The organism is Clostridium paridis (genome assembly GCF_016765615.1).
Classification (GTDB): domain Bacteria; phylum Bacillota; class Clostridia; order Clostridiales; family Clostridiaceae; genus Clostridium_T; species Clostridium_T paridis.
The window spans coordinates 34540-61283 of sequence record NZ_JAESWA010000017.1; the positions used below are offsets into that span (position 1 = coordinate 34540).

The window sequence follows — 26744 nt, forward strand, 5'->3', positions numbered from 1 at the left end:
AATTAATATTGTAAATTTACATATTATAAAATCTATGATAATATTTATCTGTAAACAAAATATAAATATTTTTAAGTTTTATAGGGTTCCGCAGTTATAAATTGATTACTGGACTGGTCCAAGATAAAACGTACAGTTTAACTGTATTCACGGAAGGATAAAAGCCTGGGAGATATCTTTATATCGCCTTGGCTTTTCTTATTGTGTAACGAATACCACAGGTTATACCTGTGGTTCAAAAAAGCTTATAGCTATGAGTAGAAAAAAAGAAACCTCATTTGATAAAATTATTGCAGGTTCGCCAACCGCATTAATATCAAAGGAGGAATCTTATGAATAGTGAAAGTTTAGCACATAGTAAGTGGAATTGCAAATACCATATTGTATTTGCACCAAAATATCGAAGACAAATCATTTATGGAAAGATTAAAAAAGATATTGGACAGATATTGAGAAAACTATGTGAACACAAAGGTGTTGAAATAATTGAAGCAGAAGCATGTCCTGATCATATTCACATGTTAGTGAGCATACCACCCAAATTGAGTGTATCTCAGTTTATGGGATATCTGAAAGGGAAAAGTTCGGTGAGGATATTTGATAGACATGCAAATCTTAAGTACAAATATGGGAATAGGCAATTTTGGTGCAGAGGATATTATGTTGATACAGTAGGAAGAAATAAAAAAGCAATTGAAGAATACATAAGAAATCAACTACAAGAAGACGTAGCAAGTGACCAAATAAGTATGAAAGAATTTATAGACCCGTTTACGGGTGAGCCAGAAAGCAAAGACAAATAAAAAACAGCCTCTTTAGAGGCCGTCTGTAAAAACTTTGCGGTTGGTGGATTTTTCAGCGTGTCTTGAGACACAGCCAGGAATATGCCCTTATAGGGCTAGAGCATGCCACCCGTTTTACGGGTGGTCATGACTTTTATTAAGAAAGGTGAGAGGAAATTATGAAATGGTTATTTTTGATTTTAGCAGGTCTATTTGAAGTATGGTGGGCGATAGGGCTTAAATATTCGCAAGGATTTACAAAGTTTATTCCAAGTGTTCTTACTGTAGCTGGGATGATTGCGAGTTTTTATTTTTTATCATTAGCATTAAAGAATATTCCATTGGGAACAGCATATGCAATTTGGACTGGTATAGGTACAGTTGGAACTGTAATTTTAGGAATAATACTATTTAAAGAGCCTTTTGAAATTATTAGGTTAATTTGTATTGGGTTTATTATAGTCGGGATAATAGGATTAAAGATTGTATCTCCAAATTAATTTTGCTAGTCTATGAATATTTAACCCCTTTGAACAAATGAGTTCACCGGGGTTTTATTCTATTTTTATAAGTCCTTTTCCTATAATAACAATTTTATAATCTGGTTTCATAGGTGGTAATTTGAATTTAGGTGAGTTAGGGCTTAATTCATTTGATGTGAGTATTTCCTTAGTTCCATCGATGATATCTACTACTACGGTATCAGTTGGGGAAATATTTTGAAGTTCATATCCATCCTTAAGAGGGATAGATAAATCAGAAAACTTATAAATACCTTCTTTAAGGACGGTATGTGCATATGCAGGTTGTAAATTATAAGTACTAAAAAATAAGCATAAGAATAATAGAAATAGTATAGAGACTTTTTTCATTATTAGACCTCCTTTCAATGTTATCATGAAATATAGACCATTCCATCACCAACAATCATGAGTTTATATGTCTCTTTAAGAGGTGTTAATTTATATTTATCTGAGTTCGGCTCTAGTTGAATACATTGTATTCTATGTTGATTTTCATCATAAATAGCAATATAGATGCTTTTACTAGAAACATTTTGAACATAATAAATATTATTTGGAGAAAAATTAAAATCAGATACTTTATAAACACCCTCTTTAAAGGTGTTTGTAGTTATAGCAGAAACAGGAGTTGTTTTTAAAAAAATTAATGAAATAAATAAAATAGATATGATAAGAGTACAAATTTTTTTCATCAAGCCTACCACCTTTCAAGCATATTATGAGCAAAATACTTCATAATATACTTTTATCTTTTCTTATATATATCTTTAAATTGGTTGATGCAAGCTTTATACTATATATAAGTTTTATAAACTTTTGAAATAACAGCTATATAGCTAATTAAGGAGGCTTTAGGTGGATCATATAAGTTTTACTCCATTTCCTGTGTTAGAAACTGAAAGGCTTTTATTAAGAAGAGTAGAAAGATCAGATGCTAAATATATATTTAGACTTCGTTCTGATGAAAAATATTGCAAATTTACAGGAATTAAAAAGTACAAGGATATTAATGAAGCTATAAAATACATAGATAGAATTCATAAGGATATTGAAAATAAAGAATGTATCTTATGGTCAATTTGCAGTAAAGATACAAATGAATTTATTGGAGGTATTAGCTTATGGGATATTAAAGATAAAGAAAAACAATCAGAAATAGGATACGATCTTCTACCTGAATTTAGAGGAGAAGGATATATTCAAGAAGCAATCAAAGTAGTAATATGCTATGCATTTAATGAATTGAACTTTCGTAAAATAGTGGCTGAAGAAGTCAGAACAGAAAATATTAAATCAATGAAAGTTTTAGAAGAAAGCGGATTTGAAGTTATTAAGAAATATGAAGTTGTAAATGAAGATGGTAATAAAGAAGAGAGAGCAGATCATTCATTATTAAGAACAAAATTTTAATTTGTTAATTAAATTTCTAAAGCAAAATTAGTATGAAAATATGGAAGAGTACCTTTATATATGAGGTACTCTTTTCGTATTTATATAAATAATTATTGAAAAAAATATTTAATGCTGACCACTGTGGATGTCTAGTATGTAAAATTTAGGTATATTAAGTAAGGAAATAAAGTGCATAGTAAGCATAAACAAAAAACATATGAGGAGAGAGGGAAATCAATGGATATGAGAGATTTGTTATATAAATGTTTAGAGTGTAATAAGCAAGAGATTGTTAGGGCAGATAATAATATAAGGGATGGAAGAAGATGCAGGATCTGTAAAGGGAAATTAGAACAAGTTGGTTATTTAGGATTAGATTTAGCAAATGAAGTAAACAAAAGTTCAACGCATTATACCCATAGAGTGAAAAAGTCAAATAATTCAAAGCTTTAGAAGATTGGATAAAAAGGTAGTTTTATAAACTACCTTTTTATTATTTTATTGCAGCTCCTAGTAAAAACCAAGGAAGTGGATTGAATCCGTAGTTATAGTACATATATGGATTATAATATGGGTAATAGTTGTAATAAGGATAATAACCATAATAAAAATAAGGTGTACGAGAATAATTTCCCATTGGCATATTATAAGTTCCAATCTGAGTTCCAGGATACATATTACTATATGGATACTGCATAGGTACATTCATAGGTTGTTGCATTTTTTGCATATTTTGCATGTTATAAGGATTTTGCATATATGGTGTTGTATATTGATAATTAGTTTTATTCTTTTTATCCTCTTCATGCATACCTTCTGGATTAACAGGAGGTATTATAACTTCTTGAGGATAGCTTTGAGGATAGAATAGAGTATTATTCATTACTTTCTCCATTAAAATTTATCACAATACTGATATATGTTTTTAATCTATAAATGTGAAATATAAATTAGTTAATAAACATTTTTTTTAAGTGTATAACAAAACAGGAATATTATGTGTCATTATACATTTTAACTAATTTTTAAAGAATAGTGGAAAATTTAACTCTATTAATAATGATTATTTCTTCATAATGTGGTAGAATTTAAGTATAATTTTAAATATGAATTATAAGGAGGGGTGCATATGATTAGTTCATTATTCATAAACGCAACTATAATTATTTCATTTCTATACTTAGGTAGCCAAATACTTAAAAGTGAAAACTTTATTATGAGTATTAGTATTAAAGATAAAACCTTACTAGGAATTCTATGTGGACTAGCTGGATGTATTTTAATATTCTATAGCATCCATACTTATAATAACGTTCTAATAGATTTAAGAGTAATATCCGTATTGATTGCAGCTTTTTACGGTGGATATATTTCAAGCGTTATAGCAACTTTTATGATTGTATTTTTTAGAATAGGATACTATGGAATAACTTATATATCAGTTATAGCATCAATATCGCTTTTTATAATATCACTTATTTTTTCTTATATATCTAAAACAAAACTTAGTTTTATAAAGAAATATATAATTATGTCACTTGTAAATATTATATATGGGGTAATTTTATATTCAGTATTAGTAGATGATTTAAAAGTTCTATCCATGGTTAACATTAGTTTTACAATATCAACAATTATAGTTTCTATCATAGTTTATTATACTTTAAAATACATTTCTAAAACTAATGAACTATATAGAAAGCTTAGATTAGAATCCACTAAGGATTATCTTACAGGTCTTAATAATGTTAGAGAATTTGACAAGTTATTGAATATGCATATAAATAGTGCAGTTGAAAAAAATGAAAACATATCGATTCTTATGATAGACATAGATTTCTTTAAGCATATTAATGATACATATGGACATTCTTCAGGGGATTTAATTTTAAAACAACTTTCAAATTTATTGGTTAAATCTTGTAGAAGCTTCGATATTGTGTCCCGTAATGGAGGAGAAGAGTTTACTACCATTTTACTAGATTGTGATTATGGACATGCATTTACTATAGCTGAAAGAATGAGAAAAGCAGTAGAAGAATATGATTTTATAATAGAAGGTAATAAAGAAATACATATAACTGTTTCTATCGGAGTTGGTGCTTATCCTTATCCTACTGAAGAAATTAGCACTATTTTAAAAGTTGCAGATGATGCACTATATAACGCTAAACGTTCAGGAAGAAATAAAGTTTGTTAATAATGAAAGCCTCATCTATCGGATAGGTGAGGCTTTTTATTATATATTGATATCTTAATATCTTTTTACAAAAGATAAATCTTCATTATATCTGTCTGAATCAACATCTTTAACTATTTCCTCATAATTTTCATGAAGATATTTTGTAACTTCATTAACAGGCTTTTCAGTATAAAGCTTATTCAAGCTTAATGGGTCGAGAATAGTAACATTATTTGATTTAAGAATGTTAAATATTATTGGAAGCTGCTCAAAGTCAGAGCATTCAAATGAATATATTGTATTATCTTTCTGCTTTATCTCTATAAACAATTTAAGGAAAGTTGCTGGAAAACCTCCAAAAACTGTGTTTAATTTTCTAAGTATACCAAGCTCTACAGATGATATGTCTTTATAATTTATGGTTTTAATAGTTTTGATACCTTTTTCAATCATAAAAGAACTTAATTCACGGTGTTTTAAAATTATTTCCTCTTGAGTAAATTCACAAATACAAGTTGCAAATGTTGTAGATGAAAGCTTTGGATAACGTTCTCCATTAATCTCAATAATAGTTGCCACCGTTCCGCTTTTTAATGCCTCATCTAAGTTTTCTAAATGACTAATGAACTCTTGAGCGTGTGTTTTTTCACTCATAATAAATATCCCCTTTATAATATATTTAACATTGATTATCATGTATATAATTATAACAGGGTTGGGTATAATTGTAAATAGAAATAGTATAAAATACTATATAATTTATTTATAAATACCTCTTAACATGGTTAGGCATTTATAATAAAGTTTTGAGTAGTTGGAAAACTAATAATAATAAGCTTGGCATAATTGAGGTGGAAATATGGATTTTAATGAATTAAAGAACTATAGTGATAAAAATAAATATATTTTAAGTACTATTCCAAAAGCAACAGAGGATTATATTTCAGCAAGATGCTTAATAATTAATGGAATTTTAAACAATGGGCTTATATTAGTGAAAGAAGCAATCGATAAATATCTTAAGGCATATATTTGGATAAATGATGAAAACTTTGATCCAAGAGGAAAAAGTTTTACCTTGGAGGAATTAGTGGAAAGTGCTAAGAAAAATGGGTTAGATTTAGCAATTTACACTGGATTAATTAGAAAAATCTCTGAGTTTTATAAACTAAGATATACAGATAATTTATTTAAACTTAAAGAGTATAAAGCTGAGGATCTTTATGAAATCGATTCATTAATTATTTATCTAAATAACAGCTTAAAGTTACCACCTGAAATTAAATTTAGAATTTTAGGAATAGAGCATTATATTTCATTCGATTTAGCTAATTCTATTGAAATACCAAAAAATCATTATTTGAAATGGCTTGAGGAGAACAATAAGCCTGTTAAGGGGTTAATTAAAAAACTAGAACCAGAGTATTTTGCATTCAAAAGATCTCTAACACCATAGCCTATTATGATATGTTAGAATAATATTACATACAAAATACATTACAGTTTAATTATTTGTTATTTAAAATGGAGGGTAATATGGAAGTTTATGTTGGAAGGCAACCTATATTTGACAATAAAAGTAAGGTGGTTGCATATGAACTTTTATTTAGAAACAGTTTGGGAAATGAATATAGTGAGGAAGATGGAGAAAGAGCTACCTTGGAAGTAATTTTAAATACTTTCTATACTCTTGGTTCTAATGAGGTAACAGAAGGTAAGAAAGCATTTATAAATTTTACTGAAAAAATGATACATACGAATATTTTTTCAATTATTTCGCCTGATAAAGTGGCAGTAGAAATTTTAGAGAGTGTTGAACCTACAAAAGAAGTAATTGAGATATGTAAACATCTTAAAGAATTGGGTTATATTATTGCGTTAGATGACTTTATATATGATTACAAGTATAAAGAATTAATTAATTATGCAGATATTATAAAGGTTGATTTTAGAGCTACTGGCCCAATAGGGAGAAAAGAAATTATGAAAAAGATATCTAATCCAAGAGTTAAGTTTTTAGCGGAGAAGGTAGAGACGCATGAAGAATATAAAGAAGCTCTTAACCTTGGATATGAATTATTTCAAGGATACTTTTTTAGTAAGCCTCAAATATTAGTTGGGAAGGATATTACGGAATCTGACTATGCTACAATAAATATTATGAATGAGCTTAATAGCAATTCCTTCAATATAAATTCAATTGAAAAGATTATACTATCAGACGTTGCACTTTCTTTTAAACTTTTAAAGTATATAAATTCTGCAGCCTTTGGCCTTGTTTCAAAAATTAATACAATAAGAAGTGCTTTAAATCTTTTAGGAGAGAAGGAAATAAAAAAATGGCTTCATTTTGCTTTATTAAGGGGAATAAACGAAAATAAGCCTAGTGAACTATATAATACAGCTCTTATTAGAGCAAAATTTAGTGAAAGTATTGCTCAATTAATTAATAAAGAAGATTTATCTTATGATTCATATCTTATAGGAATGTTTTCACTACTTGATGCTATTTTCGATAAACCTATGAAGTATATATTGGACAAAATCGCTATAAGTGACCATATTAAAGGCGTTTTACTTGGACAAAAGTCTTTGCAAAATGATATATTGTCACTAGTAATAGCCTATGAATGTGGTGATTGGGAGAAAGTTGATTCACTAGTAAAGGAATTTAATATTAAAGAAAAGGAACTTACAAGTGCTTATTTAAATTCTATTAAATGGGTAAATGATTTTAATATATAATAAAGGTTTGTAGAAAGATTTTTAATCTCATCTACAAACCTTTTAATAGTTATTTAAAAATAATATATTTTTTATTTATTGAAATTAAATTAAAAATAAAAGTTGAAATAGGTGAAATAATAAGAAGTAAAAAGAACCTAACATCTTTAGTATAAAAAATAGCTCCACTTGCCACTAAAGTACATACACCATAGAACACTCTTTGATAAAAGAGAATGGTATTATATTCTGCTTTTTTCATAACTTTGTAATTGCCAGTCTTAGGAAGTGGCATCTTTTTTTTATTTATCATAGAATTGGTAATTTGAGCAATACCAGCTATCAATAAAATTAAACTAACTATAGTTATCATTGTTACCCTCCATACAAATATTATCCTTAATTAATTATATGTTAATATAAAAAAATTTAAAAGAAAAAATATTTTTGATACATTTTATTTGGGCTTTTGTGATAGAATTAATTAAAATTATTATAAATTTGTTATAGGAGGATAAATATATAATGAAAAAAGTGGCAGTTGTTTTTAATGGTGGAACCATTTCAATGAAAGTAGATGAAAGAATTAAAGCAGCAGTTCCATCCTTAACAGGTGAAGAAATTATGTCAATGGTTACAGGAATTGAGGAGTTTGCAAAGTTAGAAACTTATACATTTTCCTCCTTACCTTCGCCACATATGACTCCAAATATGATGCTTCAGCTTGCAAAATTTATTGAAGACTTACTTAAAAAAGAGGACATTGATGGTGTTGTAGTAACTCACGGTACAGATACCTTAGAGGAAACTGCATATCTTTTAGATTTAGCTATTGCTTCAAAAAAGCCTGTTGTAATTACAGGTTCAATGAGAAGTAGTTCAGAACTAGGATATGATGGTCCTTCTAATCTAGCTGCATCAATATGTACTGCAATTTCTGAAGAAGCAAGAGGAAGAGGTGTTTTAGTTTGTTTAAATGGTGAATTACACACAGCTGCAGAAGTTACTAAAGCAAATTCTATGAGCTTAAATGCATTTAGAACTCCAAACTTTGGACCAATAGGTATAGTTGATGATAATAAAGTTATGTTTTATAGAGATAAAATAAAAGGAAGAACCTTTGAAGTTGATGAAATTGAGGACAGAGTAGCATTGATAAAATGTGCAGCTGGTATGGATTCAAAGCTTATAAAGTTCCTAATTGAATCTGGAGAAAAAGGAATAGTAATTGAAGCTTTAGGTAGAGGAAATGTTCCTCCGGCTATGGTTTCTGGTATTGAATTAGCTATAAAAAATAATATTCCAGTAGTTGTAGTCTCAAGATGTTTTGAAGGTAGAGTGCATGAATCTTATGGATACTTAGGTGGTGGACAACAACTACATGAGATGGGTGTTATATTTGGGGATACTTTACCAGGACAAAAAGCTCGAATATTACTTATGATGTGCTTAAGTATTACAAAAAGAATAGAAACCATCCGTGGATATTTTGAAAAATAATTTGTAAACATTTTGTTAACAAACCATTGACCTACAAAATTAATTATATTATATTTTTTGTATGACATAATTAATTTAAGGGGGAGTATTAAATGGCAAAAAGTATGACTGGATTCGGAAGAGCCACTAGTAAAGAAGGTAGTGAAAGAATTTTTACTGTAGAGATGAAGAGTGTAAATCACAGATATCTTGATTTAAACATAAGAATGCCAAAATCTATGATAAGCTTTGAGGATAAAATTAGAAGATGTATATCTAAAAAGATTAATAGAGGCAAGATAGATATTTTCATTAACTTGAAAGATTATCATAAGGGAGATCAGGTTACAAGATTTAATGAAACCCTAGCTGATAGCTACTATAATTCGTTACTAGAAATTGAAAAAAGATATCCAGTTAAAAATGATATATCCCTTTCCTTAATAGCTAGATTTCCAGAAGTTATTACAATAGAAGAAAAGGAACAAAATCTACAAGAACTTTGGGTAGAACTAGAACCTTTAATCAATGAAGCAGTTGACGTTATGGTAGAAATGAGAGAAGTTGAAGGCTTAAAGTTAAAGGAAGACATTTTAGTTAAATGTAATGAAATTAAAGAAAATGTTAAAATAATTGAAGCAGCTTCACACAAGCTTGTAGACAACTATAAGATAAAATTAGAAGAAAGAATTAAAGAATTAACTTCTAATATGGATATTGATCCAAATAGAATTGCTACTGAAATAGCAATCTTTGCAGATAAATCTGCAGTGGATGAAGAAATCACTAGATTATATTCACATCTAAATCAAATTTCAAGCACATTTTCACTAAATGAGCCAATTGGAAGAAAGATGGATTTTATAATTCAAGAGTTAAATAGAGAAGCTAATACTATTGCTTCAAAGTCATATGATATAGATATTACTAACATTGTTATTAATATAAAGAACACTATTGAAAAAATAAGAGAACAAATTCAAAACATCGAGTAATCAGGAGGAGAGAGATGGGAATAAAACTAATTAACATAGGTTTTGGTAATATTGTTTCAGCTAACAGATTAGTTGCAATAGTAAGTCCAGAATCTGCGCCAATCAAAAGAATAATTCAAGAAGCTAGGGACAGAGGTATGCTTATTGATGCTACATATGGAAGAAGAACAAGAGCAGTTATTATAACTGATTCAGATCACGTAATTCTTTCAGCTGTTCAGCCTGAAACTGTTGCACATAGATTATCAGCCAAAGATGAAATAATTGACGAGGTTGATGAATAATGGTGAATCATAACAGAGGATTGCTTATAGTGATTTCAGGACCATCTGGGGCTGGGAAAGGTACAATTTGTAAAGAGCTATTAGAGAAAAATGATAACTTGTTCATTTCTGTATCAGCAACAACTAGAAATCCTAGGGCAGGAGAAGTTGATGGAGTTAACTATTATTTTTTAGACAAAGATAGTTTTATTCAGAAAATCGAAGCAGGTGATTTCCTTGAGCATGCTGAAGTATATGGTAACTACTACGGAACGCCTAAATCAAAGGTAGAAGAAATGCTACTAAGTGGTAAAGATGTCATTTTAGAAATTGATATACAAGGAGCACTTAAAGTAAAAGAAAATTCTCAAGAGGGTATTTTCGTATTTATTCTTCCTCCATCAATGGAAGAACTAAAGAAGAGAATCATTAAAAGGGGTAGTGAAACAGAGGAATCCCTAATGACTAGATTTAAATCAGCGTATCAAGAAATTAATTATGTTTCAACGTATAATTATGCTGTAGTAAATGACGAAGTTCATGAAGCTGTTAAGAAGATAGAAAGCATTCTTACAGCTGAAAGATGTAGAGTAGATAGAATTAAAGAAAATATATTAGATTCGAAGGAGGGCTTAATTCATGAACAACTCTATGATTAATCCATCAATTGTAGACCTATTAGATAAGGTTGATAACAGATATTCTTTGGTAATTGTTACTTCAAAGAGAGCTAGACAATTAATAGACGGTCAAGAGCCACGTGTAGATGTAGATTCTAAGAAGCCATTAACTATAGCAATAAATGAAGTTAATGATTTAGAAATAACTTTTGAGCAAGTAAAAGAAGGTTATAAATAAAATGAATAATTATAAAGTACTAATTGGGGTAACTGGTGGTATAGCTGTATATAAAGCACTAGATCTCATTTCCAAATTAAGAAAACATGATATCGAAGTTAAGGTTATTATGACTGAGTCTGCAGAGAAATTTGTAACACCGCTTAGTTTTCAATCCTTAAGTCAAAATATGGTTACAACAGATATGTTTCAAGAACCAAAAGCTTGGGAAATTCAGCATATTTCTTTAGCTAAGTGGCCTGACTTAGTACTTGTTGTTCCTGCAACTGCAAATATAATTGGAAAAGTAGCTAATGGCATATCAGATGATATGTTATCTACTACTATTATGGCAACTAAAGCTCCAGTGTATTTTGCACCAGCTATGAACACAAATATGTATGAGAATCCAATAGTTCAAGGAAATATTTCAAAACTAAAAGAGTATGGATACGGCTTTATAAATCCAGATAGTGGAAGACTAGCTTGTGGTGATGTAGGAGCAGGAAAGCTTGCGGCTGTAGATGATATACTTGAAGTTACTTTAAGTCTTCTAAATAAAAATGAAGATTTAAAAGGAAAGAAAATACTAATTACTGCAGGACCTACCATTTCACCTATTGATCCTGTTAGATTTATTACTAATAGAAGTTCTGGTAAAATGGGTTATGCAATTGCTGAGGAAGCTAGAGATCGTGGAGCTGAAGTAGTTTTGGTTTCAGGTCCAACAAATATAAAACCGCCTTACGGAATAAAATTCATAAAAGTAAATACTAATGAAGAAATGAAGGATGCTGTTTTAGATAATTTTGTTACAAGTGATATAGTAATTAAGGCAGCTGCTGTAGCTGATTACAAGATTGCTGAATACTCTGATAAGAAAATTAAAAAGGGTGAAGGTAATCTAAATCTTGAATTCACAAGAGATAATGATATACTAAAAATCTTAGGTGAAAAAAAATCAGAAAGTCAAATATTAGTAGGCTTTGCTGCTGAGAGTCATGACTTAATTGAAAATGCAAGAAGAAAACTTGCAAATAAAAATCTTGATTTAATTGTAGCAAATGATATAACCTCTAATGAGACTGGCTTTGCATCTGATGATAACAGAGTCATATTTATCACTAAAAGTAATGAGAGTACCGTTTTAGATAAAATGAGTAAGCGTGAAATTAGTAAAAAACTTTTAGATGAAGTAATGAAGATTAGTGAAAATTAAGTACAATAGACTCTCTATGTATTCGTAGGGAGTCTTTTTATAAAGGGTGATTTATTTGTATGCAAAAGTTGTTATAAATAGTGATGCAGTTAGTATTGATAAGCTTTTTACTTATAAGATTCCAGAAGACATTATTCAAAATATTTTCGTGGGGTCAAGAGTCTTAGTGCCTTTTGGCATGGGAAATAGAGCCTATGAAGCATTTGTTCTAAGCCTATCTTATGAGCCAGATACAGAATTTAAAAATTTAAAAAGTATTATTAAAGCCCTAGATGATAAACCTCTTATAGACGAAAAAGGTATATTATTATTTAATTATTTAGTAAATAATTATTTGTGCAGAAAAATCGAAGCAATTCGTTTAATTATACCTACTGGAGTTATGAGGGGCATTAAGGAAAAAAGCAAGGAAGTAGTCATATTAGGAAAAATTTTAGATGGAAAGTTCAAGGAAAAGGAAGCGTATATTTCTATTATAAATTTCATTTCCATAAATGAAGGACTATACACAAGAAGTGAATTAATTACAAAATTCAACCTATCTTCATATATGCTTGGTAAATTATTAAAGGAAGGATATCTTTCAGTAACTAAAGAAAAAATTGAAAGATATAATGATAGGGATTATAATTTCTACGATTCTTTCAGATTAAATGAAGAACAACAAAAAGCATATGATGAAATAATTAATTCTGATGAGAGATTATTTCTTATAAAAGGTGTTACTGGTAGTGGTAAAACTGAGATTTATATGAATTTAGTTAAAGAAATGCTTTATGAAGATAAAACAAGTCTAGTATTAGTTCCAGAGATCTCATTAACACCTCAGATGATTGAAAGATTTAAAGGTAGATTTGGAAAAGATGTAGCTGTCTTTCATTCTAAGCTATCCTTAGGTGAAAGATATGATGAATGGTTTAGAGTGAAAGAAGGTAAGGTTAAGCTTGTTGTTGGTGCAAGAAGTGCAATTTTTTTGCCATTTAAAAACCTAGGCTTAATTGTAATAGATGAAGAACATGAAGGAACTTATAAATCTGAACAAAACCCAAAATATCAAACTAAGGAGGTTGCAGATTTTATAAGTCAAATAAATAACTGTAAAGTAGTATATGCATCGGCCACTCCCTCTGTGGAAAGTTATTATAATGCATTAAATGGTAAATATAAATTAATTCAATTAAATAACAGAGTAAATAATAAACCAATGCCTAAAATGAAAATTATTGATATGAGACAAGAACTTAAAAATAATAATAGGAATATGTTTTCTAGAGAATTATTTGAAAAGCTTTCTCATAATTTAGATAAAAAAGAACAAAGTATAATATTTTTAAATAGAAGAGGTTTTTCTACTTTTGTATCCTGTAGAAGTTGTGGTTATGTATATAAATGCCCACATTGCGATATTTCAATGACTTATCATAATAATGGATATTTAATATGTCACTATTGTGGAACTGCAAAGAAAATAGAAAAATTATGTCCTAAGTGCGGTAGCAAATATATAAAGCATTTCGGCGCTGGTACTGAAAAGGTAGAAGGGGAAATTAAAAAATTATTTCCTAATGCAAGAGTACTAAGAATGGATGTTGATACCACACGAAACAAGGATTCTCATGAAAAAATATATAATAGTTTTAAAAATGGAGAAGCTGATATTTTAATAGGTACTCAAATGATATCTAAAGGGCTTGATTTCCCAAACGTGACCTTAGTAGGAGTGGTAGCAGCAGACACTACTCTTAATCTACCAGACTATAGATCAGGAGAAAGAACTTATCAATTAATAACGCAAGTAGCAGGTAGAGCTGGAAGAGGAGATAAACTTGGGGAAGTAATTATTCAAAGTTATACTCCTGAGCATTATTCCTTAACAAATGCTTTAAATGAGAATTATGAAAATTTATATAATGAAGAAATAAGTGCTAGAAAGCTTTTAAAATATCCTCCTTTTGGAGATATACTTTTAGTGCAGTGTACCTCAAAAAATGAAGCATTGTTAAAGGATTTTATGAGGACAGTTAATAAGGAAGTAAGCTCATTAATTAATAAAAATGATGTTGATATTTTAGGACCAAGTCCATGTATAATAGGAAAAATTAAAGAAAACTATAGATGGCAGCTAGTTTTTAAGGGAAATTTAGACTTAAATCTATGTAGAAATATAAAAGATAGGGTTTATCAATTAGGTTCAAATGTATATAATGATATAAAGATATCTATTGATATTAATCCAAATAGTTTAATTTAGGAGGAAAAGATGGCAAAGAGAAACATCAGATTTGCAGGAGATGAACTTTTAAGAAAAAAAAGCAGACCTGTAGATGAAATTAATGGAAGAATTTTAACTTTAATAAAAGATATGTTTGAAACTATGTATAATAGCTATGGGGTAGGACTTGCAGCACCTCAAGTTGGAATATTAAAAAGAATATTTGTAGTAGACACTGGTGATAATCCACTAGTTTTTATAAATCCAGAAATACTTGAGACTGAAGGTTCTCAAACTGACGTGGAAGGATGTCTTTCATTTCCTAATAGACAAGAAATGGTGGAAAGACCTTTTAAAGTAAAGGTTAAGGCCTTAAATGAAAAGGGAGAAGAATTTACACTTGAAGCAGAAGAACTATTAGCTAGAGCAATCTTGCATGAAAATGATCATCTAAATGGTGTTCTATTTGTTGATAAAATTAAAAAGAATTAGGAGGGAATAGAATGAATATTGTTTTTATGGGAACCCCAGACTTTGCTGTTCCTTCTCTTAAAGCTATAATTGAGAATTATGGTGTGAAAGCTGTATTTACTCAACCAGATAGACCAAAGGGAAGAGGCAAAAAATTAGCCATGTCTGCAGTGAAGGAAGAAGCAATTAAGCATGATGTTAAAATATTTCAGCCTGAAAAGTTAAAAAATGATATAGAAGCTATTGAATATCTAAAGAACTTAAAACCTGATTTTATAATAGTTGTTGCTTATGGACAAATATTAACAAAAGAAATATTAGATATACCTAAATATGCTTGTATAAATTTACATGCCTCTCTTTTACCAAAGTATAGAGGTTCAGCACCTATAAATTGGGCGATAGTAAATGGTGAGACGTGTTCAGGTAATACAACAATGTTAATGGATGTTGGGATAGATACAGGAGATATGTTACTAAAAGATAAGGTTGAAATATCAAAGGATATGACAGCAGGCGATTTACATGATATCTTAATGGAAAGAGGAGCTAAACTACTTATTGATACAATAAGTGGGTTTGCTAATGGCAGTATAATTCCTGAAAAGCAGGCTAACGAAAACACATGCCATGCTCCAATGTTAAATAAAGATTTAGCTAAAATAGATTGGAATAAAAGTGCACTTGATATTCATAACATGATAAGAGGGTTAAATCCTTGGCCAATAACATTTACTACTTTAGATAATCAAAATATGAAGATTTTTGAAAGTGAAGTTTTAGGAAATGAAAAGGAAAACTCAATAGTTGGTGAAATTATTGATGTAAGTAAAAATGGTCTTACGGTAAATTGCGGAAAAGGAACTTTGCTTATAAAGAAAGTACAATTCCCTAATGGAAAACCTCTTACTATTGAGCAATATCTTAATGGTAATGAAATAAAGAAGAATATAATTTTAGGAATGTAGAGGTGATTTAAATGTTTTATTTTGACCCAACCATGATAATTTTAATACCAGGGATTATTTTAGCAATGTGGGCACAAAGTCAAGTTTCTTCAACCTTTAATAAATACAGTAGAGTTCGTAGCTTTAATGGACTTACAGGAGCAGAAGTAGCAAGAAGTATATTAGATTCAGCCGGCTTATTTGATGTATCTATTGAACAAGTTAGAGGTTCTTTGACTGATCACTATAATCCAAGAACAAAAGTCTTAGCATTATCTGAAGATGTATATAGCAGTACTTCTGTAGCAGCAATTGGAGTAGCTGCTCATGAAGTTGGTCATGCAATTCAACATAATGAGAAGTATGCGCCACTATTAATAAGAAATGCAATAGTTCCAGTAGCAAACTTTGGAAACTACTTTTCTTGGATTTTAATATTAATAGGTATTTTCTTTGCTGCTACTAATCTTATGTATCTAGGAATAGTTTTCTTCCTTGCAGTTGTAATATTTCAACTTATAACTTTACCAGTTGAATTTGATGCATCTAGAAGAGCAATAGTTCAGCTTGAAGGTAGAAATCTACTTATTGGTGATGAAATTAATGGAGCTAAGAAAGTTCTTAAAGCTGCTGCGATGACTTATGTAGCTGCTGCTGCAAACGCAATATTACAACTTATTAGATTACTTGCGATTGTAAGTAGAAATGATGATTGAGGTAAAAATGAATAGTAGAAAACTTGCAACTAAGGTATTGGACTCAGTTTTAAATGGCGGCGCTTATTCTAATATAGCGTTAAATAATGCATTTAAAACAGCTGATTTAGATATAAAAGACAAGGGTCTAGTTACAGAAATTGTTTATGGTACAATTAAATATAAACAATCAATAGATGATATCATAGCATTATATGTTAAGGACATAAACAAAATTGATAAAGAAATAATTAATGTACTAAGAAGTGCGATTTATCAAATAAAATATTTAGATAAAATTCCACCATATGCAGCAGTAAATGAAGCTGTTAATATTGCAAAAAAGCATTCCATGAGTTCATCAAAATTTGTAAATGGTGTGCTAAGAAACTTTTTAAGAAATAAAGAAAAGGAACCTAGATTTAAAGACAATAAGTCTAAAATAGCTTTTGAGTATTCTTTTCCTAGATGGCTTGTTGAATTTTTTACTAAGCAATATGGTGAAGAGAAAGCCTTAGATATTCTAAAAGGATTAAATATGACACCTAAGTTAACTGTAAGGGTAAATTCCCTTAAGTCAAGTTATGAGGAGCTTCTTGAAGAATTAGAAACTGAGGGTTATGATGTTTCAGAGGGGTTTGCTTCACCAGATGCTATAGTGATTAATAGAGGAAGTTCTATTGAAGGAAATAAAGCATTTAGGGATGGAAAAATATTTGTTCAAGATGAGAGTGCAATGCTTGTATCCTCATTATTAGAATTAGAGGAAAACATGAAAGTTGCTGATTTATGTTCTGCTCCGGGCGGAAAATCAACGCATATTGCAGAATTAATGAATAACAAGGGAGAAGTATATTCTTTTGATATTCACTCAAATAAACTTTCACTTATAGAAGATAATGCTAAACGACTTGGAATAGAAATAATAAAAACAGAAAAACAAGATGCTACTGAATATAATTCATCCTTAGAAAATGCTTTTGATAGAGTTTTGCTTGATGTTCCTTGTTCAGGTCTAGGAATAATAAGAAAAAAGCCTGAGATTAAGTGGCAAAAAGATTTGAAATCTCTTAAAGAAATCCAAAGCATTCAGAAAAAAATATTAGATAATGCATGGAAGTACTTAAAGCCTGGCGGAGTAATGGTATATTCTACATGTACATTAAACAAGGAAGAAAATGAAGAAAATGTTAGATATTTATTAAATAATAATGAAGATTGTCAAATTGAAAAAATATATATTGGTACTCTTCCAAATTTTATATATAATGTAGATGGAACTTTAACAATTTTACCAAATGAATACATGGATGGATTTTTCATTGGAAAACTAAGAAAAAGGCAGGTGTAAAGATGAAAGATCTATTAGATTTAACTCTAGATGAATTTAAAAGTGAATTAATTTCTCAAGGAGAAAGTGGCTTTAGAGCTAAGCAGGTTTTTGATTGGATATACAAAGGAGTATTTGATTATAATGATATGAAAAACATTCCGCAAGCCCTTAAAGATAAGCTTAAGGATGGTTTTAAAGTTGGAATTCCTAAAGTAGTTGAAGAGTATACTTCAAATGATGGCACAAAAAAACTGCTGGTTTCTTTGGAAGACGGTAATTTGATTGAATGTGTTATTATGAAGTATATCCATGGAAACACAATTTGTATATCAACACAAGTAGGATGTAGAATGGGGTGTAAGTTTTGTGCATCAACCCTTGGTGGAGTTATAAGAAATATAACTTCAGGAGAAATGATAGGACAAATTTTATTAGCTCAAAATATACTTGGAGAGAGAATTTCAAATGTGGTTTTAATGGGAAGTGGGGAACCATTAGATAATTTTGATAATGTTATGAAATTTTTAGAGCTTGTGAATGCTGAATATGGATTAAATATTGGTCAAAGACATATTACACTTTCAACCTGTGGAATTGTACCTAAAATCTATGAATTAGCAGATAAAGATTTAAGTATAACTTTAGCTATTTCTCTTCATGCTTTCTCAGATGAAAAAAGAAGAGAAATAATGCCAATTGCAAATAAATATTCCATAAAGGAAATTATGGACGCTTGTGCTTACTATATTGATAAAACTAATAGAAGAATCACATTTGAATATTCATTAGTTAAGGGTGTAAATGATTCAAAGGAAGACGCGAAAGCTTTAGCAAGCTTATTAAGAGGAGTACTTTGTCATGTTAATTTAATTCCAGTAAATGAGATTAAAGAGAAAGAATATAGGAAATCTTCAAAAGAAGATATAAAAGCTTTTGAAGCAATTCTTAAATCTCATGGAATTGAAGCAACAGTTCGAAGAGAAATGGGTTCTGATATTAATGCAGCATGTGGGCAATTAAGAAGAAGCTATTTAGAAACTCGTAATTCAAATTAGGGGGAATACTCATGATTGGAGTAATAAGTGATGTGGGTAAAAAACGCATGATCAATGAAGATTATGCAGATTATTTTATTTCACCTAACTATGAGCTTTATATTGTAGCTGATGGTATGGGGGGACATAACGCAGGAGAAGTAGCTAGTAAAATAGCTGTAGATGTTATTAAAGAATATATAAAAGAGAACTGGAATAACCATAGTGATGGAATGTTACTTAAAGATGCAATTCTTGCGGCTAATAAGAAAATTCTAGAGTACGCAAGTAACAACGTAGAATTAAGTGGTATGGGTACAACTGTAACAGCATGTTTAGTATTAGGGGGATATACTTATATAGCTAACGTAGGTGATAGTGCATGCTTCGTTCTTGAAAATGAACAACTAGTAAAGATTACTAAAGATCACTCTTTAGTTCAAGAATTATTAGATAGTGGTTCAATTACAGAGGAAGAGGCCAGAAATCACCCAAGAAAAAATGTAATAACTAGAGCTGTAGGTGCTTATGAAGTGTTAGAAGTTGATATTTTTAAACTTCCAGACAGGAAGGAAAATAAATTTCTTATTTGCTCAGATGGATTATTAAATGAAGTAAATAAAGAGGAAATTACAAATGTATTAATTTCTTATAATAATGAAGAAGCAGCAAAACAATTAGTTATTTTGGCTAATGAAAGAGAAGGAAGAGATAATATTACAGTATTAGTGTTTGGAGGAGAGAATTAGTATGGAAACTATATTGTTGGGGGAAAGATACGAACTGCTTGAACAAATAGGTGAAGGTGGAATGTCTTTTGTTTATAAAGCAAGAGATAAAAAATTAAACAGATTTGTAGCAGTGAAGATACTAAAAAAAGATTTTATTAACAATGCAGACATTGTAGAAAAATTTAAAAAAGAAGCTACTGCAATCGCTAATTTAAGCGATCCAAATATAGTTAATGTTCTTGATGTAGGAACTCAAGATCAAGCTCATTACATTGTAATGGAATATGTAAAAGGAAGTACGCTTAAAGAATTTATTAGAGATAAAGGGAGATTGCCTTACGATTTATCCATTAATATAGCTATCCAAGTTGCAAAAGCTCTTGATTGCGCACATAAAAACAATATAATTCATAGAGATATAAAGCCACAAAACATTTTAGTCACAGAAGATGGTACTATTAAGGTAACTGATTTTGGAATAGCTAAATCAACAAATTCATCAACCATAATAAATACTTCAAATATAATTGGTTCTGCACACTATTTTTCGCCAGAACAAGCTAAAGGAAACTATATAGATTCTAGAACTGATCTTTATTCATTAGGAGTAGTAATTTATGAAATGGTAACTGGAAGACTTCCTTTTGATGCTGATTCACCAGTTTCAGTAGCTCTTAAACATATACAAGAGGATGTAGTTCCACCAAAAAATATAAATTCTACAATTCCAGAATCATTGAATAAATTGATTTTAAAAGCAATGGAAAAGGCTCAAATAAAAAGATACCAATCAGCTAAAGAATTAATTGGTGATCTAGAAAAAATAAAAAATGATCCAAATGTTGTTATTGGAAGCATACCAGTGAATCAAGATGAGTTTACTAGAGTTATGGCACCAGTAAATGTACCACCAACACCAAAGTCAACTGCTTCAAAAATTTCCAACAATGATTGGGAAGATGACGAAGAGGATGAGTGGGATGATGAAGATGACGAAGAAAATAAGGGCAAAAAGACTAAGATTCGTATAATATTAGGTTTGGTTTTTGCTTTAATATTAGTTGCAGCAGGAGTAGGAACATATTTTATAACTAGAAATACCACCTCAAATGAAAAAATAACTGTCCCAACAGGCTTAGTTAATTCACCAAAAGAAGATGTTCAGAAAAAATTAGAAGCTTTAGGCTTAGTTATGGATATAGGCGGAGAAGAAAAGAGTGATAAGCCAGCAGGTACAGTATTAAGTGTTACTCCAAGTGAAGGTTCAACTGTTAATAAGAACGATCATATTAGAGTAGTAATAAGTGGTGAAGAAAATAAGCTTAAAGCGCCTGGTTTAGTAGGTTTAACATTAGATGATGCAAAGAAATATTTAGATAATCAAAATCTTAAGTTAGGTAATGTAACTTATGAATATTCTGATACAGACCCAAAGGACCAAGTAATTAAGCAAAGTCCAGAAAAAGATGCAGACATGTCAGAAAATGATAAGATTAATTTAGTAGTAAGTAAAGGGCCTGAAATAAAAAATACAAATGTTCCATCAATAATTGGATTATCAGAAGCTGATGCTAGAAACGCATTATCTCAAGCGAAGCTTCAAGTTAAGGTTAACTATGTAGATACAGATAAGCAAAGTGATAATGGAAAAGTAACTTCAAGTAATATAGCAGAAGGAACTAGTGTTAAAGAAGGTACAACTGTTACAATAAATGTAGGAAGATTTGTAGAGGCAAATGTAGATTTAACACCAGCATTATCAATGTCACCAGCAGATGCAAAAGCGTTTATTCAATCAAAAGGATTTAATAATGTAACAATTCAAGGAAAGGGTGACAAAGTATCAAGTTTAAATAAAACATCTGCTAAGCCAAGCGAAGCGATAGTTATTTATGTTATTCAATCACAACCAACAACACATTAATAATTTTTTAGAAAGAGTTTCATTTTGAGGCTCTTTCTTTTTTATTATTCTTATTATTTTATTGCATTTTATTAGTAAAAGTGTTTATTATAGATATGTGAATAAAATAATTGGAGGATATATGAAGGGAATAATAATTAAAGGTATTGGCGGCTTTTATTATATAAAAACAAATGAAGGAATAATTGAATGTAAAGCCAGAGGTAAGTTTAGACATAACGACTTAAAGCCTATGGTGGGCGATTGGGTAGAGATTGAAGTTGAGAATAATAAAGGTGTAATTGAGAAGATATATGATAGAACTTCAGAATTAATTAGACCAACAGTTGCAAATGTAACTCAGGCTTTTGTAGTTTTTGCTGTTAAGAATCCTGATATTAATTATGAGCTATTAAATAAATTTTTATTGCTTTGCGAATATAACAATATTAAGGCTATAGTATGCTTAAACAAAAGTGATTTAATTAATGGTGAAGAAAGAGAGTACATTAAAACCAAAATTAATAATATAGGTTATGAAGTAATATTTATCAAAGCAAAGTTTAATGAAGGAATCTCGGAATTAAATGAAAGATTAAATGATAATGTTACTGTTTTATGTGGTCCATCAGGAGCTGGAAAATCTACATTAATCAATGTATTTAGTCAAGAAACAAAAATGGAAACTGGAGAAGTTAGTGAAAAGATAGGTAGAGGAAAACATACAACAAGACATAGTGAATTACTAACAATTGAAAATGGATATGTGGTTGATACACCGGGATTTTCAACTTTAGATATATCTTTTATAGAAAAAGAAAAATTAATGTACTACTTCCCTGATTTTGAGGAATACAATGATAATTGCAAATTTACAGGTTGTGTGCATCATAAAGAACCAAATTGTGCAGTTAAAAAAGCTTTAGAAGAAGGAAAAATAAATGAATTTAGATACGATTTTTATATTAAGACATTAGAAGAAATAGGGAGGAAAAACAAATGGTAAAAATAGCACCTTCAATTTTATCAGCAGATTTTGCTAAATTAGGAGAAGAAGTTAGAAAAGTAGATGAGGCTGGAGCAGATTTTATACATATAGATGTGATGGATGGTAGTTTTGTTCCAAACATTACCTTTGGTATGCCAGTAATAAAAGCAATTAGAAGCTACACTAAAAAGGTTTTTGATTTACATTTAATGATAGATGAACCTTCTAAATTCATTGATGATTTTATTTCTGCTGGAGCTGATTTAATTACAATTCATTATGAAGCAGATAAACATATAGATAGAACCATTAATTACATAAAAAGCAAGGGAATTAAAGCAGGAATCTCATTAAATCCTGGAACGCCTGTATCACTTATTAAAGACTTAATCCCATCACTTGATATGGTACTTATAATGTCTGTTAACCCAGGTTTTGGTGGACAAAAATTCATCTCTTATTCAATTGATAAGGTAAAAGAAGTAAAACAAATTAGCGAGAATACTAACAAAGATTTATTAATTCAAGTAGATGGGGGAATAGATAGTACCAATATTAAAAGTGTTGTTGATGCAGGAGCTAATGTAATTGTAGCTGGTTCAGCTATATTTAAAGATGGAAAACTTAAAGAAAATATAGCTTTACTTAGAGAGAGTATATAAAATGAAAATAATTATTGTTGCAGGAGGTACCCCTCCTTCTAAAGAGTTGTTATTAGAATCTGTTAAAGAGGCTGACTACATTATTGCTGCAGATAAAGGGACTGAGGTATTATTAACTAATAACATAGTACCTGATTATGTATTAGGTGATTTTGATTCTATTGATAAAAATTTTTTAGCTGATTTGTCATTGAAAAAAGTCAATATTATTAAACATAATCCTATTAAGGACTTTACGGATACTGATAGTGCATTTAATAAAGCTATAGAGCTTAAAGCTACAGATATCACACTACTTGGATGTACTGGAACAAGAATTGATCATTTGTTTTCTAATATAGGTCTTCTCAAAAAAGCCATTGAGAATAATATTTTATGTAAAATTATTGATAATAACAATGTAATTCAGCTAGCAAACAAGCCAATGACTTTTAAAGGAAAAAGAGGACAACTTATTTCTTTCTATGCATATGAAAAGGTTGTTGAAGACTTTTGTATTTATGGAGCTAAATATGAACTGTTTAACCATAAACTAATTCCTTTTGATGGTCTTACCGTGTCAAATGAATTTTTAGATGAAGATATTAAAATTACTTTTAATAAAGGTTTAGTTTTAATATTTTTTTCAAAAGATTAGTAACAATTTTTTATAAACCTCATAGAATAATATAGAACTATTTATGCTTGGAGGTAAAATGAAGATTGTTACAATAAAACTACCTAAATTTCTTTCTAAGATAGTTAAAATCTTTTATAGACGTCATTAGAACCAGGGCAAGAACATAAAATTTTACTTAAGAGTAGGGCTAAAATTTACTTAAATTAAATTACAATTCAAAAAAAGAGATGGTAATACCATCTCTTTTTTCTGCAAAGAAAAAAAGCGCCAATTGACGCTTTCTATACTAAATAGCTCTTTGAACTTTTCCTGATCTAAGGCATCTAGTACAAACATGTACAGTTTTTGGAGTTCCATTAACTATAGCTTTAATCTTTTTTATGTTTGGAGCCCAAGTTCTCTTAGATTGTCTATGAGAATGGCTGAATTGTACTCCAGCGATAACACCCTTATTGCAAACTTCACACTTTCTTGACATCCGAAAACACCTCCCTGCTTCATGAAGATAGGCTTCTAAATAAGACCTTTATATTTTAGCATAGAGTTTATATAAAAATCAAGTAATTTATCAAATAAAATGGAAAGAAGAAGAAGAAAGGAAATGAAATCCTTGAATAATGTAATTAATTAATATAGAATATACTATATGGATAATGATTAGGAGGATAATTATATGTTAGGATTTGAAAATAATAATGGAAATATAACATACAATGAAGAAGTCATTTCTAAAATTGTTGGCCTATCTACAATGGAATGTTATGGCGTAGTAGGTATGGTTTCTAAAAATGCTAGTGAAGGTTTTTGGGAATTAATTAGAATTGAGAACTTAAGTAAAGGCGTTAAGATTTCTTATAAGGATGAGAAATTAGATGTAGAGGTTTTCGTAATGATAGAATACGGAACTAATATATCAACTATTTCAAATAATATAATACAAAAGATCAAGTATAATGTTGAGAACTACACAGGATTAAAGGTCTCTTCTATAACTGTTAACGTTCAGGCAGTTAGGGTCTAGGAGGTAATATACAATGAAGTATACTAAAATTAACGGACATGAATTTTATCGCATGGTTATACATGCTAGTAATAAACTAGAGGAGCAAAGCGACTATGTAAACTCTCTAAACGTCTTTCCAGTTCCAGATGGAGATACAGGTACAAATATGTCAATGACATTTAAAGCTGCTGCAAAAGAAATTGAAAATATAAATTCAGATAATATTGGAGAGGTTTCTAAAAAATTAGCTAAAGGTGCCCTTATGGGAGCTAGAGGTAACTCAGGTGTTATTCTATCTCAAATCTTAAGAGGAATATCAAAAGGTTTAGAGGGTAAGACTGAGGTATCTTCAAAAGAACTTTCTATTGCATTTCAAGAAGGTTCTAAAGCAGCGTATAAGGCTGTTATGAAGCCAACTGAAGGAACAATATTAACTATTATTAGAGCAGCTGCAGAATCAGCAGTAGCATCTTCTCAAAGTGATATAACTTCACTTATGAATGAAATATGCAAAGCCTCTGAAATAATGCTTAATAAAACTCCAGATATGCTTCCAGCATTAAAACAAGCTAAGGTTGTAGATTCTGGTGGAATGGGACTACTTATAATATTAAAAGGAATGTATGAAGCTTTAGCTGAAGATATAAAACCAACAATAGGTGCAGTAAGTAAAGCTCCAGCTGCGAATGTAAAAGCTCAAGAACTTGTAAGTCAAGATATTAAATTTGGATATTGTACTGAATTTATTGTATTGGGTGATGCATCTAAAGCTAATATTTTAAAAGAAAAGATATCTTCTCTTGGGGATTCAATGATTGTAGTTGGTTATGAGGATGTAATTAAAGTTCATATTCATTCTAATGATCCAGGTGCAGTTCTTTCTCATGCTGTTCAATTTGGAGAATTATCTAAAATTAAAATTGATAACATGAGAGAAGAGCATAGGAGTTTATTAAATGAATCTTCAGAAGGTGAAGAAGAAGTTGCATCCGTTGCTGAAAATAAAGAATATGGATTTATTTCAGTTGCTATGGGAAGCGGTATCAGTGATATTTTTAAAGACTTAGGCGTTGATTATATAATAGAAGGTGGTCAAACTATGAACCCTTCTACACAGGATATGGTTGAAGCAATAAACAAGATAAATGCAGAACACATTTTTATTTTACCAAATAATAAGAATATTCAAATGGCCGCTACACAAGCTGCAGAAATTTCAGATAAAGATGTTCGTGTAATTGCCTCAAAAACTATTCCTCAAGGAATAACAGCAATTACAATGTTCAATCCTGAAGCTAATGTAGAAGAAAATGAAGCAGCTATGATAGAAGCATTAGGTATGGTTAAATCAGCTTCAATTACTTATGCTGTTAGAGATACTGAAATGGATGGTATAGAGATAAGAGAAGGAAATATACTTGGACTTTTAGAAGGAAAAATCAATCAAGTTGGAGAAGATATATTTAAAGTTACAGAAGAAGTTCTTAGTAACATGGTTGACGAAGATTCTGAGTTAATTACTTTATTTTATGGTGAGGAAATTACTAAAGAAAAAGCTGAGGAGTTTGTTTCTGCATTAGAAGAAAAGTATGAAGATTTAGATATCCAATTATATAGTGGAGATCAACCTCTTTACTATTTCATTATGTCAGTTGAGTAAGCGTATTTTATCAAAAGACTTAATAGGGTTTTATTAAGCCTTATGCATATATTTTAAAGGGAAAAGCGACCATGTCGCTTTTTTCTTTT

Annotated in this window: 33 protein-coding genes and 1 riboswitch; of the genes, 27 read left to right on the plus strand and 6 right to left on the minus strand. The window is 29.7% G+C overall.

The features are described from left to right. The first annotated feature begins 69 nt into the window (after positions 1-69). Positions 70-174: riboswitch (guanidine-I (ykkC/yxkD leader) on the plus strand. A gap of 158 nt (positions 175-332) precedes the next feature. Both tnpA and sugE read left to right on the plus strand, forming a co-directional pair. After that, positions 333-803, plus strand: a complete 471-nt coding sequence (gene tnpA, locus JK634_RS03240) for an IS200/IS605 family transposase (RefSeq protein ID WP_202766188.1) — start codon at positions 333-335, stop codon at positions 801-803. A 158-nt stretch (positions 804-961) separates the two neighbouring features. After that, a complete protein-coding gene (gene sugE / locus JK634_RS03245; protein WP_202766189.1) occupies positions 962-1282 on the plus strand; it encodes a quaternary ammonium compound efflux SMR transporter SugE in 321 nt (106 codons plus the stop codon). Between the two features lie 54 nt (positions 1283-1336). Here sugE and JK634_RS03250 read toward each other — a convergent pair whose 3' ends face one another. Both JK634_RS03250 and JK634_RS03255 read right to left on the minus strand, forming a co-directional pair. Next, entirely contained in the window at positions 1337-1654 is a 318-nt protein-coding gene (locus JK634_RS03250; RefSeq protein WP_202766190.1) for a hypothetical protein, read from the minus strand. A 23-nt stretch (positions 1655-1677) separates the two neighbouring features. Continuing rightward, positions 1678-1998 carry a hypothetical protein gene (locus JK634_RS03255; protein ID WP_202766191.1) on the minus strand — a complete coding sequence of 107 codons (321 nt, stop codon included), beginning with the start codon at positions 1996-1998 and terminating at the stop codon, positions 1678-1680. A gap of 163 nt (positions 1999-2161) precedes the next feature. Between JK634_RS03255 and JK634_RS03260 the strand changes: the two genes are divergently transcribed. Continuing rightward, entirely contained in the window at positions 2162-2716 is a 555-nt protein-coding gene (locus tag JK634_RS03260) for a GNAT family N-acetyltransferase (RefSeq protein ID WP_202766192.1), read from the plus strand. Positions 2717-2935: 219 nt separating this feature from the next. Beyond that, a complete protein-coding gene (locus tag JK634_RS03265) occupies positions 2936-3151 on the plus strand; it encodes a hypothetical protein (RefSeq protein ID WP_202766193.1) in 216 nt (71 codons plus the stop codon). Between the two features lie 40 nt (positions 3152-3191). On the opposite strand, the gene JK634_RS03270 is transcribed toward JK634_RS03265, so the two are convergent. Then, positions 3192-3581 (minus strand): hypothetical protein, encoded by a 390-nt coding sequence (locus JK634_RS03270; RefSeq protein WP_202766194.1) that lies wholly within the window; start codon positions 3579-3581, stop codon positions 3192-3194. A gap of 246 nt (positions 3582-3827) precedes the next feature. Between JK634_RS03270 and JK634_RS03275 the strand changes: the two genes are divergently transcribed. Next, positions 3828-4898 carry a diguanylate cyclase gene (locus tag JK634_RS03275; protein ID WP_202766195.1) on the plus strand — a complete coding sequence of 357 codons (1071 nt, stop codon included), beginning with the start codon at positions 3828-3830 and terminating at the stop codon, positions 4896-4898. A gap of 54 nt (positions 4899-4952) precedes the next feature. Here the strand turns inward: JK634_RS03275 and JK634_RS03280 are convergent, their stop codons facing one another. Continuing rightward, positions 4953-5534: a hypothetical protein gene (locus tag JK634_RS03280; protein ID WP_202766196.1), complete on the minus strand. Its 582-nt coding sequence runs from the start codon at positions 5532-5534 to the stop codon at positions 4953-4955. A 205-nt stretch (positions 5535-5739) separates the two neighbouring features. Between JK634_RS03280 and JK634_RS03285 the strand changes: the two genes are divergently transcribed. Beyond that, complete coding sequence (locus JK634_RS03285) at positions 5740-6336, plus strand: HEPN domain-containing protein (RefSeq protein ID WP_202766197.1); 597 nt, start codon at positions 5740-5742, stop codon at positions 6334-6336. Between the two features lie 80 nt (positions 6337-6416). Continuing rightward, positions 6417-7625 (plus strand): EAL and HDOD domain-containing protein, encoded by a 1209-nt coding sequence (locus JK634_RS03290; RefSeq protein ID WP_202766198.1) that lies wholly within the window; start codon positions 6417-6419, stop codon positions 7623-7625. Between the two features lie 49 nt (positions 7626-7674). Here JK634_RS03290 and JK634_RS03295 read toward each other — a convergent pair whose 3' ends face one another. Further along, positions 7675-7977, minus strand: a complete 303-nt coding sequence (locus JK634_RS03295) for a hypothetical protein (RefSeq protein WP_202766199.1) — start codon at positions 7975-7977, stop codon at positions 7675-7677. Between the two features lie 152 nt (positions 7978-8129). Between JK634_RS03295 and JK634_RS03300 the strand changes: the two genes are divergently transcribed. From JK634_RS03300 to spoVM, 18 genes are all read left to right on the plus strand, one after another. Further along, a complete protein-coding gene (locus JK634_RS03300; protein WP_202766200.1) occupies positions 8130-9104 on the plus strand; it encodes an asparaginase in 975 nt (324 codons plus the stop codon). Positions 9105-9196: 92 nt separating this feature from the next. Then, positions 9197-10078 (plus strand): YicC/YloC family endoribonuclease, encoded by an 882-nt coding sequence (locus JK634_RS03305; protein ID WP_202766201.1) that lies wholly within the window; start codon positions 9197-9199, stop codon positions 10076-10078. A 14-nt stretch (positions 10079-10092) separates the two neighbouring features. Beyond that, entirely contained in the window at positions 10093-10362 is a 270-nt protein-coding gene (gene remA, locus JK634_RS03310; RefSeq protein WP_202766202.1) for an extracellular matrix/biofilm regulator RemA, read from the plus strand. Further along, the gene (gmk, locus tag JK634_RS03315) at positions 10362-11000 is read left to right on the plus strand and encodes a guanylate kinase (protein ID WP_202766203.1); all 639 of its coding nucleotides are present in this window, start codon (positions 10362-10364) and stop codon (positions 10998-11000) included. Before remA ends, gmk begins: the two co-directional genes overlap by 1 nt. After that, positions 10981-11199: a DNA-directed RNA polymerase subunit omega gene (rpoZ, locus tag JK634_RS03320; RefSeq protein WP_202766204.1), complete on the plus strand. Its 219-nt coding sequence runs from the start codon at positions 10981-10983 to the stop codon at positions 11197-11199. Before gmk ends, rpoZ begins: the two co-directional genes overlap by 20 nt. Before the next feature lies 1 nt (position 11200). Continuing rightward, positions 11201-12397 carry a bifunctional phosphopantothenoylcysteine decarboxylase/phosphopantothenate--cysteine ligase CoaBC gene (coaBC, locus tag JK634_RS03325; protein ID WP_202766205.1) on the plus strand — a complete coding sequence of 399 codons (1197 nt, stop codon included), beginning with the start codon at positions 11201-11203 and terminating at the stop codon, positions 12395-12397. A 49-nt stretch (positions 12398-12446) separates the two neighbouring features. Further along, positions 12447-14648 carry a primosomal protein N' gene (priA, locus tag JK634_RS03330; RefSeq protein WP_202766598.1) on the plus strand — a complete coding sequence of 734 codons (2202 nt, stop codon included), beginning with the start codon at positions 12447-12449 and terminating at the stop codon, positions 14646-14648. A gap of 9 nt (positions 14649-14657) precedes the next feature. Then, complete coding sequence (def, locus tag JK634_RS03335) at positions 14658-15101, plus strand: peptide deformylase (RefSeq protein WP_202766206.1); 444 nt, start codon at positions 14658-14660, stop codon at positions 15099-15101. A gap of 11 nt (positions 15102-15112) precedes the next feature. Further along, positions 15113-16048 (plus strand): methionyl-tRNA formyltransferase, encoded by a 936-nt coding sequence (gene fmt / locus JK634_RS03340; protein ID WP_202766207.1) that lies wholly within the window; start codon positions 15113-15115, stop codon positions 16046-16048. Between the two features lie 11 nt (positions 16049-16059). Beyond that, positions 16060-16743, plus strand: coding sequence for a zinc metallopeptidase (locus tag JK634_RS03345; RefSeq protein WP_202766208.1), 684 nt, complete (start codon positions 16060-16062; stop codon positions 16741-16743). A gap of 7 nt (positions 16744-16750) precedes the next feature. After that, the gene (rsmB, locus tag JK634_RS03350) at positions 16751-18073 is read left to right on the plus strand and encodes a 16S rRNA (cytosine(967)-C(5))-methyltransferase RsmB (RefSeq protein WP_202766209.1); all 1323 of its coding nucleotides are present in this window, start codon (positions 16751-16753) and stop codon (positions 18071-18073) included. A 2-nt stretch (positions 18074-18075) separates the two neighbouring features. Then, positions 18076-19110, plus strand: a complete 1035-nt coding sequence (gene rlmN / locus JK634_RS03355; protein WP_202766210.1) for a dual-specificity RNA methyltransferase RlmN — start codon at positions 18076-18078, stop codon at positions 19108-19110. Between the two features lie 11 nt (positions 19111-19121). Beyond that, on the plus strand, positions 19122-19838 hold the full coding sequence (locus tag JK634_RS03360; protein ID WP_202766211.1) for a Stp1/IreP family PP2C-type Ser/Thr phosphatase: 717 nt from the start codon (positions 19122-19124) through the stop codon (positions 19836-19838). A 1-nt stretch (position 19839) separates the two neighbouring features. Beyond that, complete coding sequence (gene pknB, locus JK634_RS03365) at positions 19840-21744, plus strand: Stk1 family PASTA domain-containing Ser/Thr kinase (protein ID WP_202766212.1); 1905 nt, start codon at positions 19840-19842, stop codon at positions 21742-21744. A 121-nt stretch (positions 21745-21865) separates the two neighbouring features. Then, on the plus strand, positions 21866-22729 hold the full coding sequence (gene rsgA / locus JK634_RS03370; RefSeq protein ID WP_202766213.1) for a ribosome small subunit-dependent GTPase A: 864 nt from the start codon (positions 21866-21868) through the stop codon (positions 22727-22729). Further along, positions 22723-23373 (plus strand): ribulose-phosphate 3-epimerase, encoded by a 651-nt coding sequence (gene rpe / locus JK634_RS03375; RefSeq protein WP_202766214.1) that lies wholly within the window; start codon positions 22723-22725, stop codon positions 23371-23373. Before rsgA ends, rpe begins: the two co-directional genes overlap by 7 nt. 1 nt (position 23374) lies before the next feature. Further along, positions 23375-24010: a thiamine diphosphokinase gene (locus tag JK634_RS03380; RefSeq protein WP_202766215.1), complete on the plus strand. Its 636-nt coding sequence runs from the start codon at positions 23375-23377 to the stop codon at positions 24008-24010. Positions 24011-24068: 58 nt separating this feature from the next. Further along, the gene (spoVM, locus tag JK634_RS20700; protein ID WP_373689038.1) at positions 24069-24140 is read left to right on the plus strand and encodes a stage V sporulation protein SpoVM; all 72 of its coding nucleotides are present in this window, start codon (positions 24069-24071) and stop codon (positions 24138-24140) included. Positions 24141-24278: 138 nt separating this feature from the next. Here spoVM and rpmB read toward each other — a convergent pair whose 3' ends face one another. Further along, positions 24279-24470: a 50S ribosomal protein L28 gene (gene rpmB / locus JK634_RS03390; protein ID WP_202766216.1), complete on the minus strand. Its 192-nt coding sequence runs from the start codon at positions 24468-24470 to the stop codon at positions 24279-24281. A gap of 195 nt (positions 24471-24665) precedes the next feature. On the opposite strand from rpmB, the gene JK634_RS03395 reads away from it, so the two are divergent. Further along, positions 24666-25013: an Asp23/Gls24 family envelope stress response protein gene (locus JK634_RS03395; RefSeq protein ID WP_202766217.1), complete on the plus strand. Its 348-nt coding sequence runs from the start codon at positions 24666-24668 to the stop codon at positions 25011-25013. A gap of 13 nt (positions 25014-25026) precedes the next feature. Continuing rightward, the gene (locus JK634_RS03400; protein WP_202766218.1) at positions 25027-26655 is read left to right on the plus strand and encodes a DAK2 domain-containing protein; all 1629 of its coding nucleotides are present in this window, start codon (positions 25027-25029) and stop codon (positions 26653-26655) included. The last annotated feature ends 89 nt before the right edge of the window (positions 26656-26744 follow it).

What these genes read in the sequence shown, in the direction of transcription:
- JK634_RS03305 (WP_202766201.1), top strand. Translation starts at nt 9,197, where the DNA reads ATGGCAAAAAGTATGACTGGATTCGGAAGAGCCACTAGTAAAGAAGGT.
- tnpA (WP_202766188.1), top strand. Translation starts at nt 333, where the DNA reads ATGAATAGTGAAAGTTTAGCACATAGTAAGTGGAATTGCAAATACCAT.
- def (WP_202766206.1), top strand. Translation starts at nt 14,658, where the DNA reads ATGGCAAAGAGAAACATCAGATTTGCAGGAGATGAACTTTTAAGAAAA.
- sugE (WP_202766189.1), top strand. Translation starts at nt 962, where the DNA reads ATGAAATGGTTATTTTTGATTTTAGCAGGTCTATTTGAAGTATGGTGG.
- JK634_RS03290 (WP_202766198.1), top strand. Translation starts at nt 6,417, where the DNA reads ATGGAAGTTTATGTTGGAAGGCAACCTATATTTGACAATAAAAGTAAG.
- JK634_RS03265 (WP_202766193.1), top strand. Translation starts at nt 2,936, where the DNA reads ATGGATATGAGAGATTTGTTATATAAATGTTTAGAGTGTAATAAGCAA.
- remA (WP_202766202.1), top strand. Translation starts at nt 10,093, where the DNA reads ATGGGAATAAAACTAATTAACATAGGTTTTGGTAATATTGTTTCAGCT.
- gmk (WP_202766203.1), top strand. Translation starts at nt 10,362, where the DNA reads ATGGTGAATCATAACAGAGGATTGCTTATAGTGATTTCAGGACCATCT.
- coaBC (WP_202766205.1), top strand. Translation starts at nt 11,201, where the DNA reads ATGAATAATTATAAAGTACTAATTGGGGTAACTGGTGGTATAGCTGTA.
- rsmB (WP_202766209.1), top strand. Translation starts at nt 16,751, where the DNA reads ATGAATAGTAGAAAACTTGCAACTAAGGTATTGGACTCAGTTTTAAAT.
- fmt (WP_202766207.1), top strand. Translation starts at nt 15,113, where the DNA reads ATGAATATTGTTTTTATGGGAACCCCAGACTTTGCTGTTCCTTCTCTT.
- JK634_RS03250 (WP_202766190.1), bottom strand. Translation starts at nt 1,654, where the DNA reads ATGAAAAAAGTCTCTATACTATTTCTATTATTCTTATGCTTATTTTTT.
- JK634_RS03285 (WP_202766197.1), top strand. Translation starts at nt 5,740, where the DNA reads ATGGATTTTAATGAATTAAAGAACTATAGTGATAAAAATAAATATATT.
- rpmB (WP_202766216.1), bottom strand. Translation starts at nt 24,470, where the DNA reads ATGTCAAGAAAGTGTGAAGTTTGCAATAAGGGTGTTATCGCTGGAGTA.
- JK634_RS03380 (WP_202766215.1), top strand. Translation starts at nt 23,375, where the DNA reads ATGAAAATAATTATTGTTGCAGGAGGTACCCCTCCTTCTAAAGAGTTG.
- JK634_RS03295 (WP_202766199.1), bottom strand. Translation starts at nt 7,977, where the DNA reads ATGATAACTATAGTTAGTTTAATTTTATTGATAGCTGGTATTGCTCAA.
- JK634_RS03400 (WP_202766218.1), top strand. Translation starts at nt 25,027, where the DNA reads ATGAAGTATACTAAAATTAACGGACATGAATTTTATCGCATGGTTATA.
- pknB (WP_202766212.1), top strand. Translation starts at nt 19,840, where the DNA reads ATGGAAACTATATTGTTGGGGGAAAGATACGAACTGCTTGAACAAATA.
- JK634_RS03395 (WP_202766217.1), top strand. Translation starts at nt 24,666, where the DNA reads ATGTTAGGATTTGAAAATAATAATGGAAATATAACATACAATGAAGAA.
- JK634_RS03255 (WP_202766191.1), bottom strand. Translation starts at nt 1,998, where the DNA reads ATGAAAAAAATTTGTACTCTTATCATATCTATTTTATTTATTTCATTA.
- JK634_RS03270 (WP_202766194.1), bottom strand. Translation starts at nt 3,581, where the DNA reads ATGAATAATACTCTATTCTATCCTCAAAGCTATCCTCAAGAAGTTATA.
- JK634_RS03300 (WP_202766200.1), top strand. Translation starts at nt 8,130, where the DNA reads ATGAAAAAAGTGGCAGTTGTTTTTAATGGTGGAACCATTTCAATGAAA.
- rpe (WP_202766214.1), top strand. Translation starts at nt 22,723, where the DNA reads ATGGTAAAAATAGCACCTTCAATTTTATCAGCAGATTTTGCTAAATTA.
- JK634_RS03275 (WP_202766195.1), top strand. Translation starts at nt 3,828, where the DNA reads ATGATTAGTTCATTATTCATAAACGCAACTATAATTATTTCATTTCTA.
- rpoZ (WP_202766204.1), top strand. Translation starts at nt 10,981, where the DNA reads ATGAACAACTCTATGATTAATCCATCAATTGTAGACCTATTAGATAAG.
- JK634_RS03280 (WP_202766196.1), bottom strand. Translation starts at nt 5,534, where the DNA reads ATGAGTGAAAAAACACACGCTCAAGAGTTCATTAGTCATTTAGAAAAC.
- rsgA (WP_202766213.1), top strand. Translation starts at nt 21,866, where the DNA reads ATGAAGGGAATAATAATTAAAGGTATTGGCGGCTTTTATTATATAAAA.
- rlmN (WP_202766210.1), top strand. Translation starts at nt 18,076, where the DNA reads ATGAAAGATCTATTAGATTTAACTCTAGATGAATTTAAAAGTGAATTA.
- JK634_RS03360 (WP_202766211.1), top strand. Translation starts at nt 19,122, where the DNA reads ATGATTGGAGTAATAAGTGATGTGGGTAAAAAACGCATGATCAATGAA.
- JK634_RS03345 (WP_202766208.1), top strand. Translation starts at nt 16,060, where the DNA reads ATGTTTTATTTTGACCCAACCATGATAATTTTAATACCAGGGATTATT.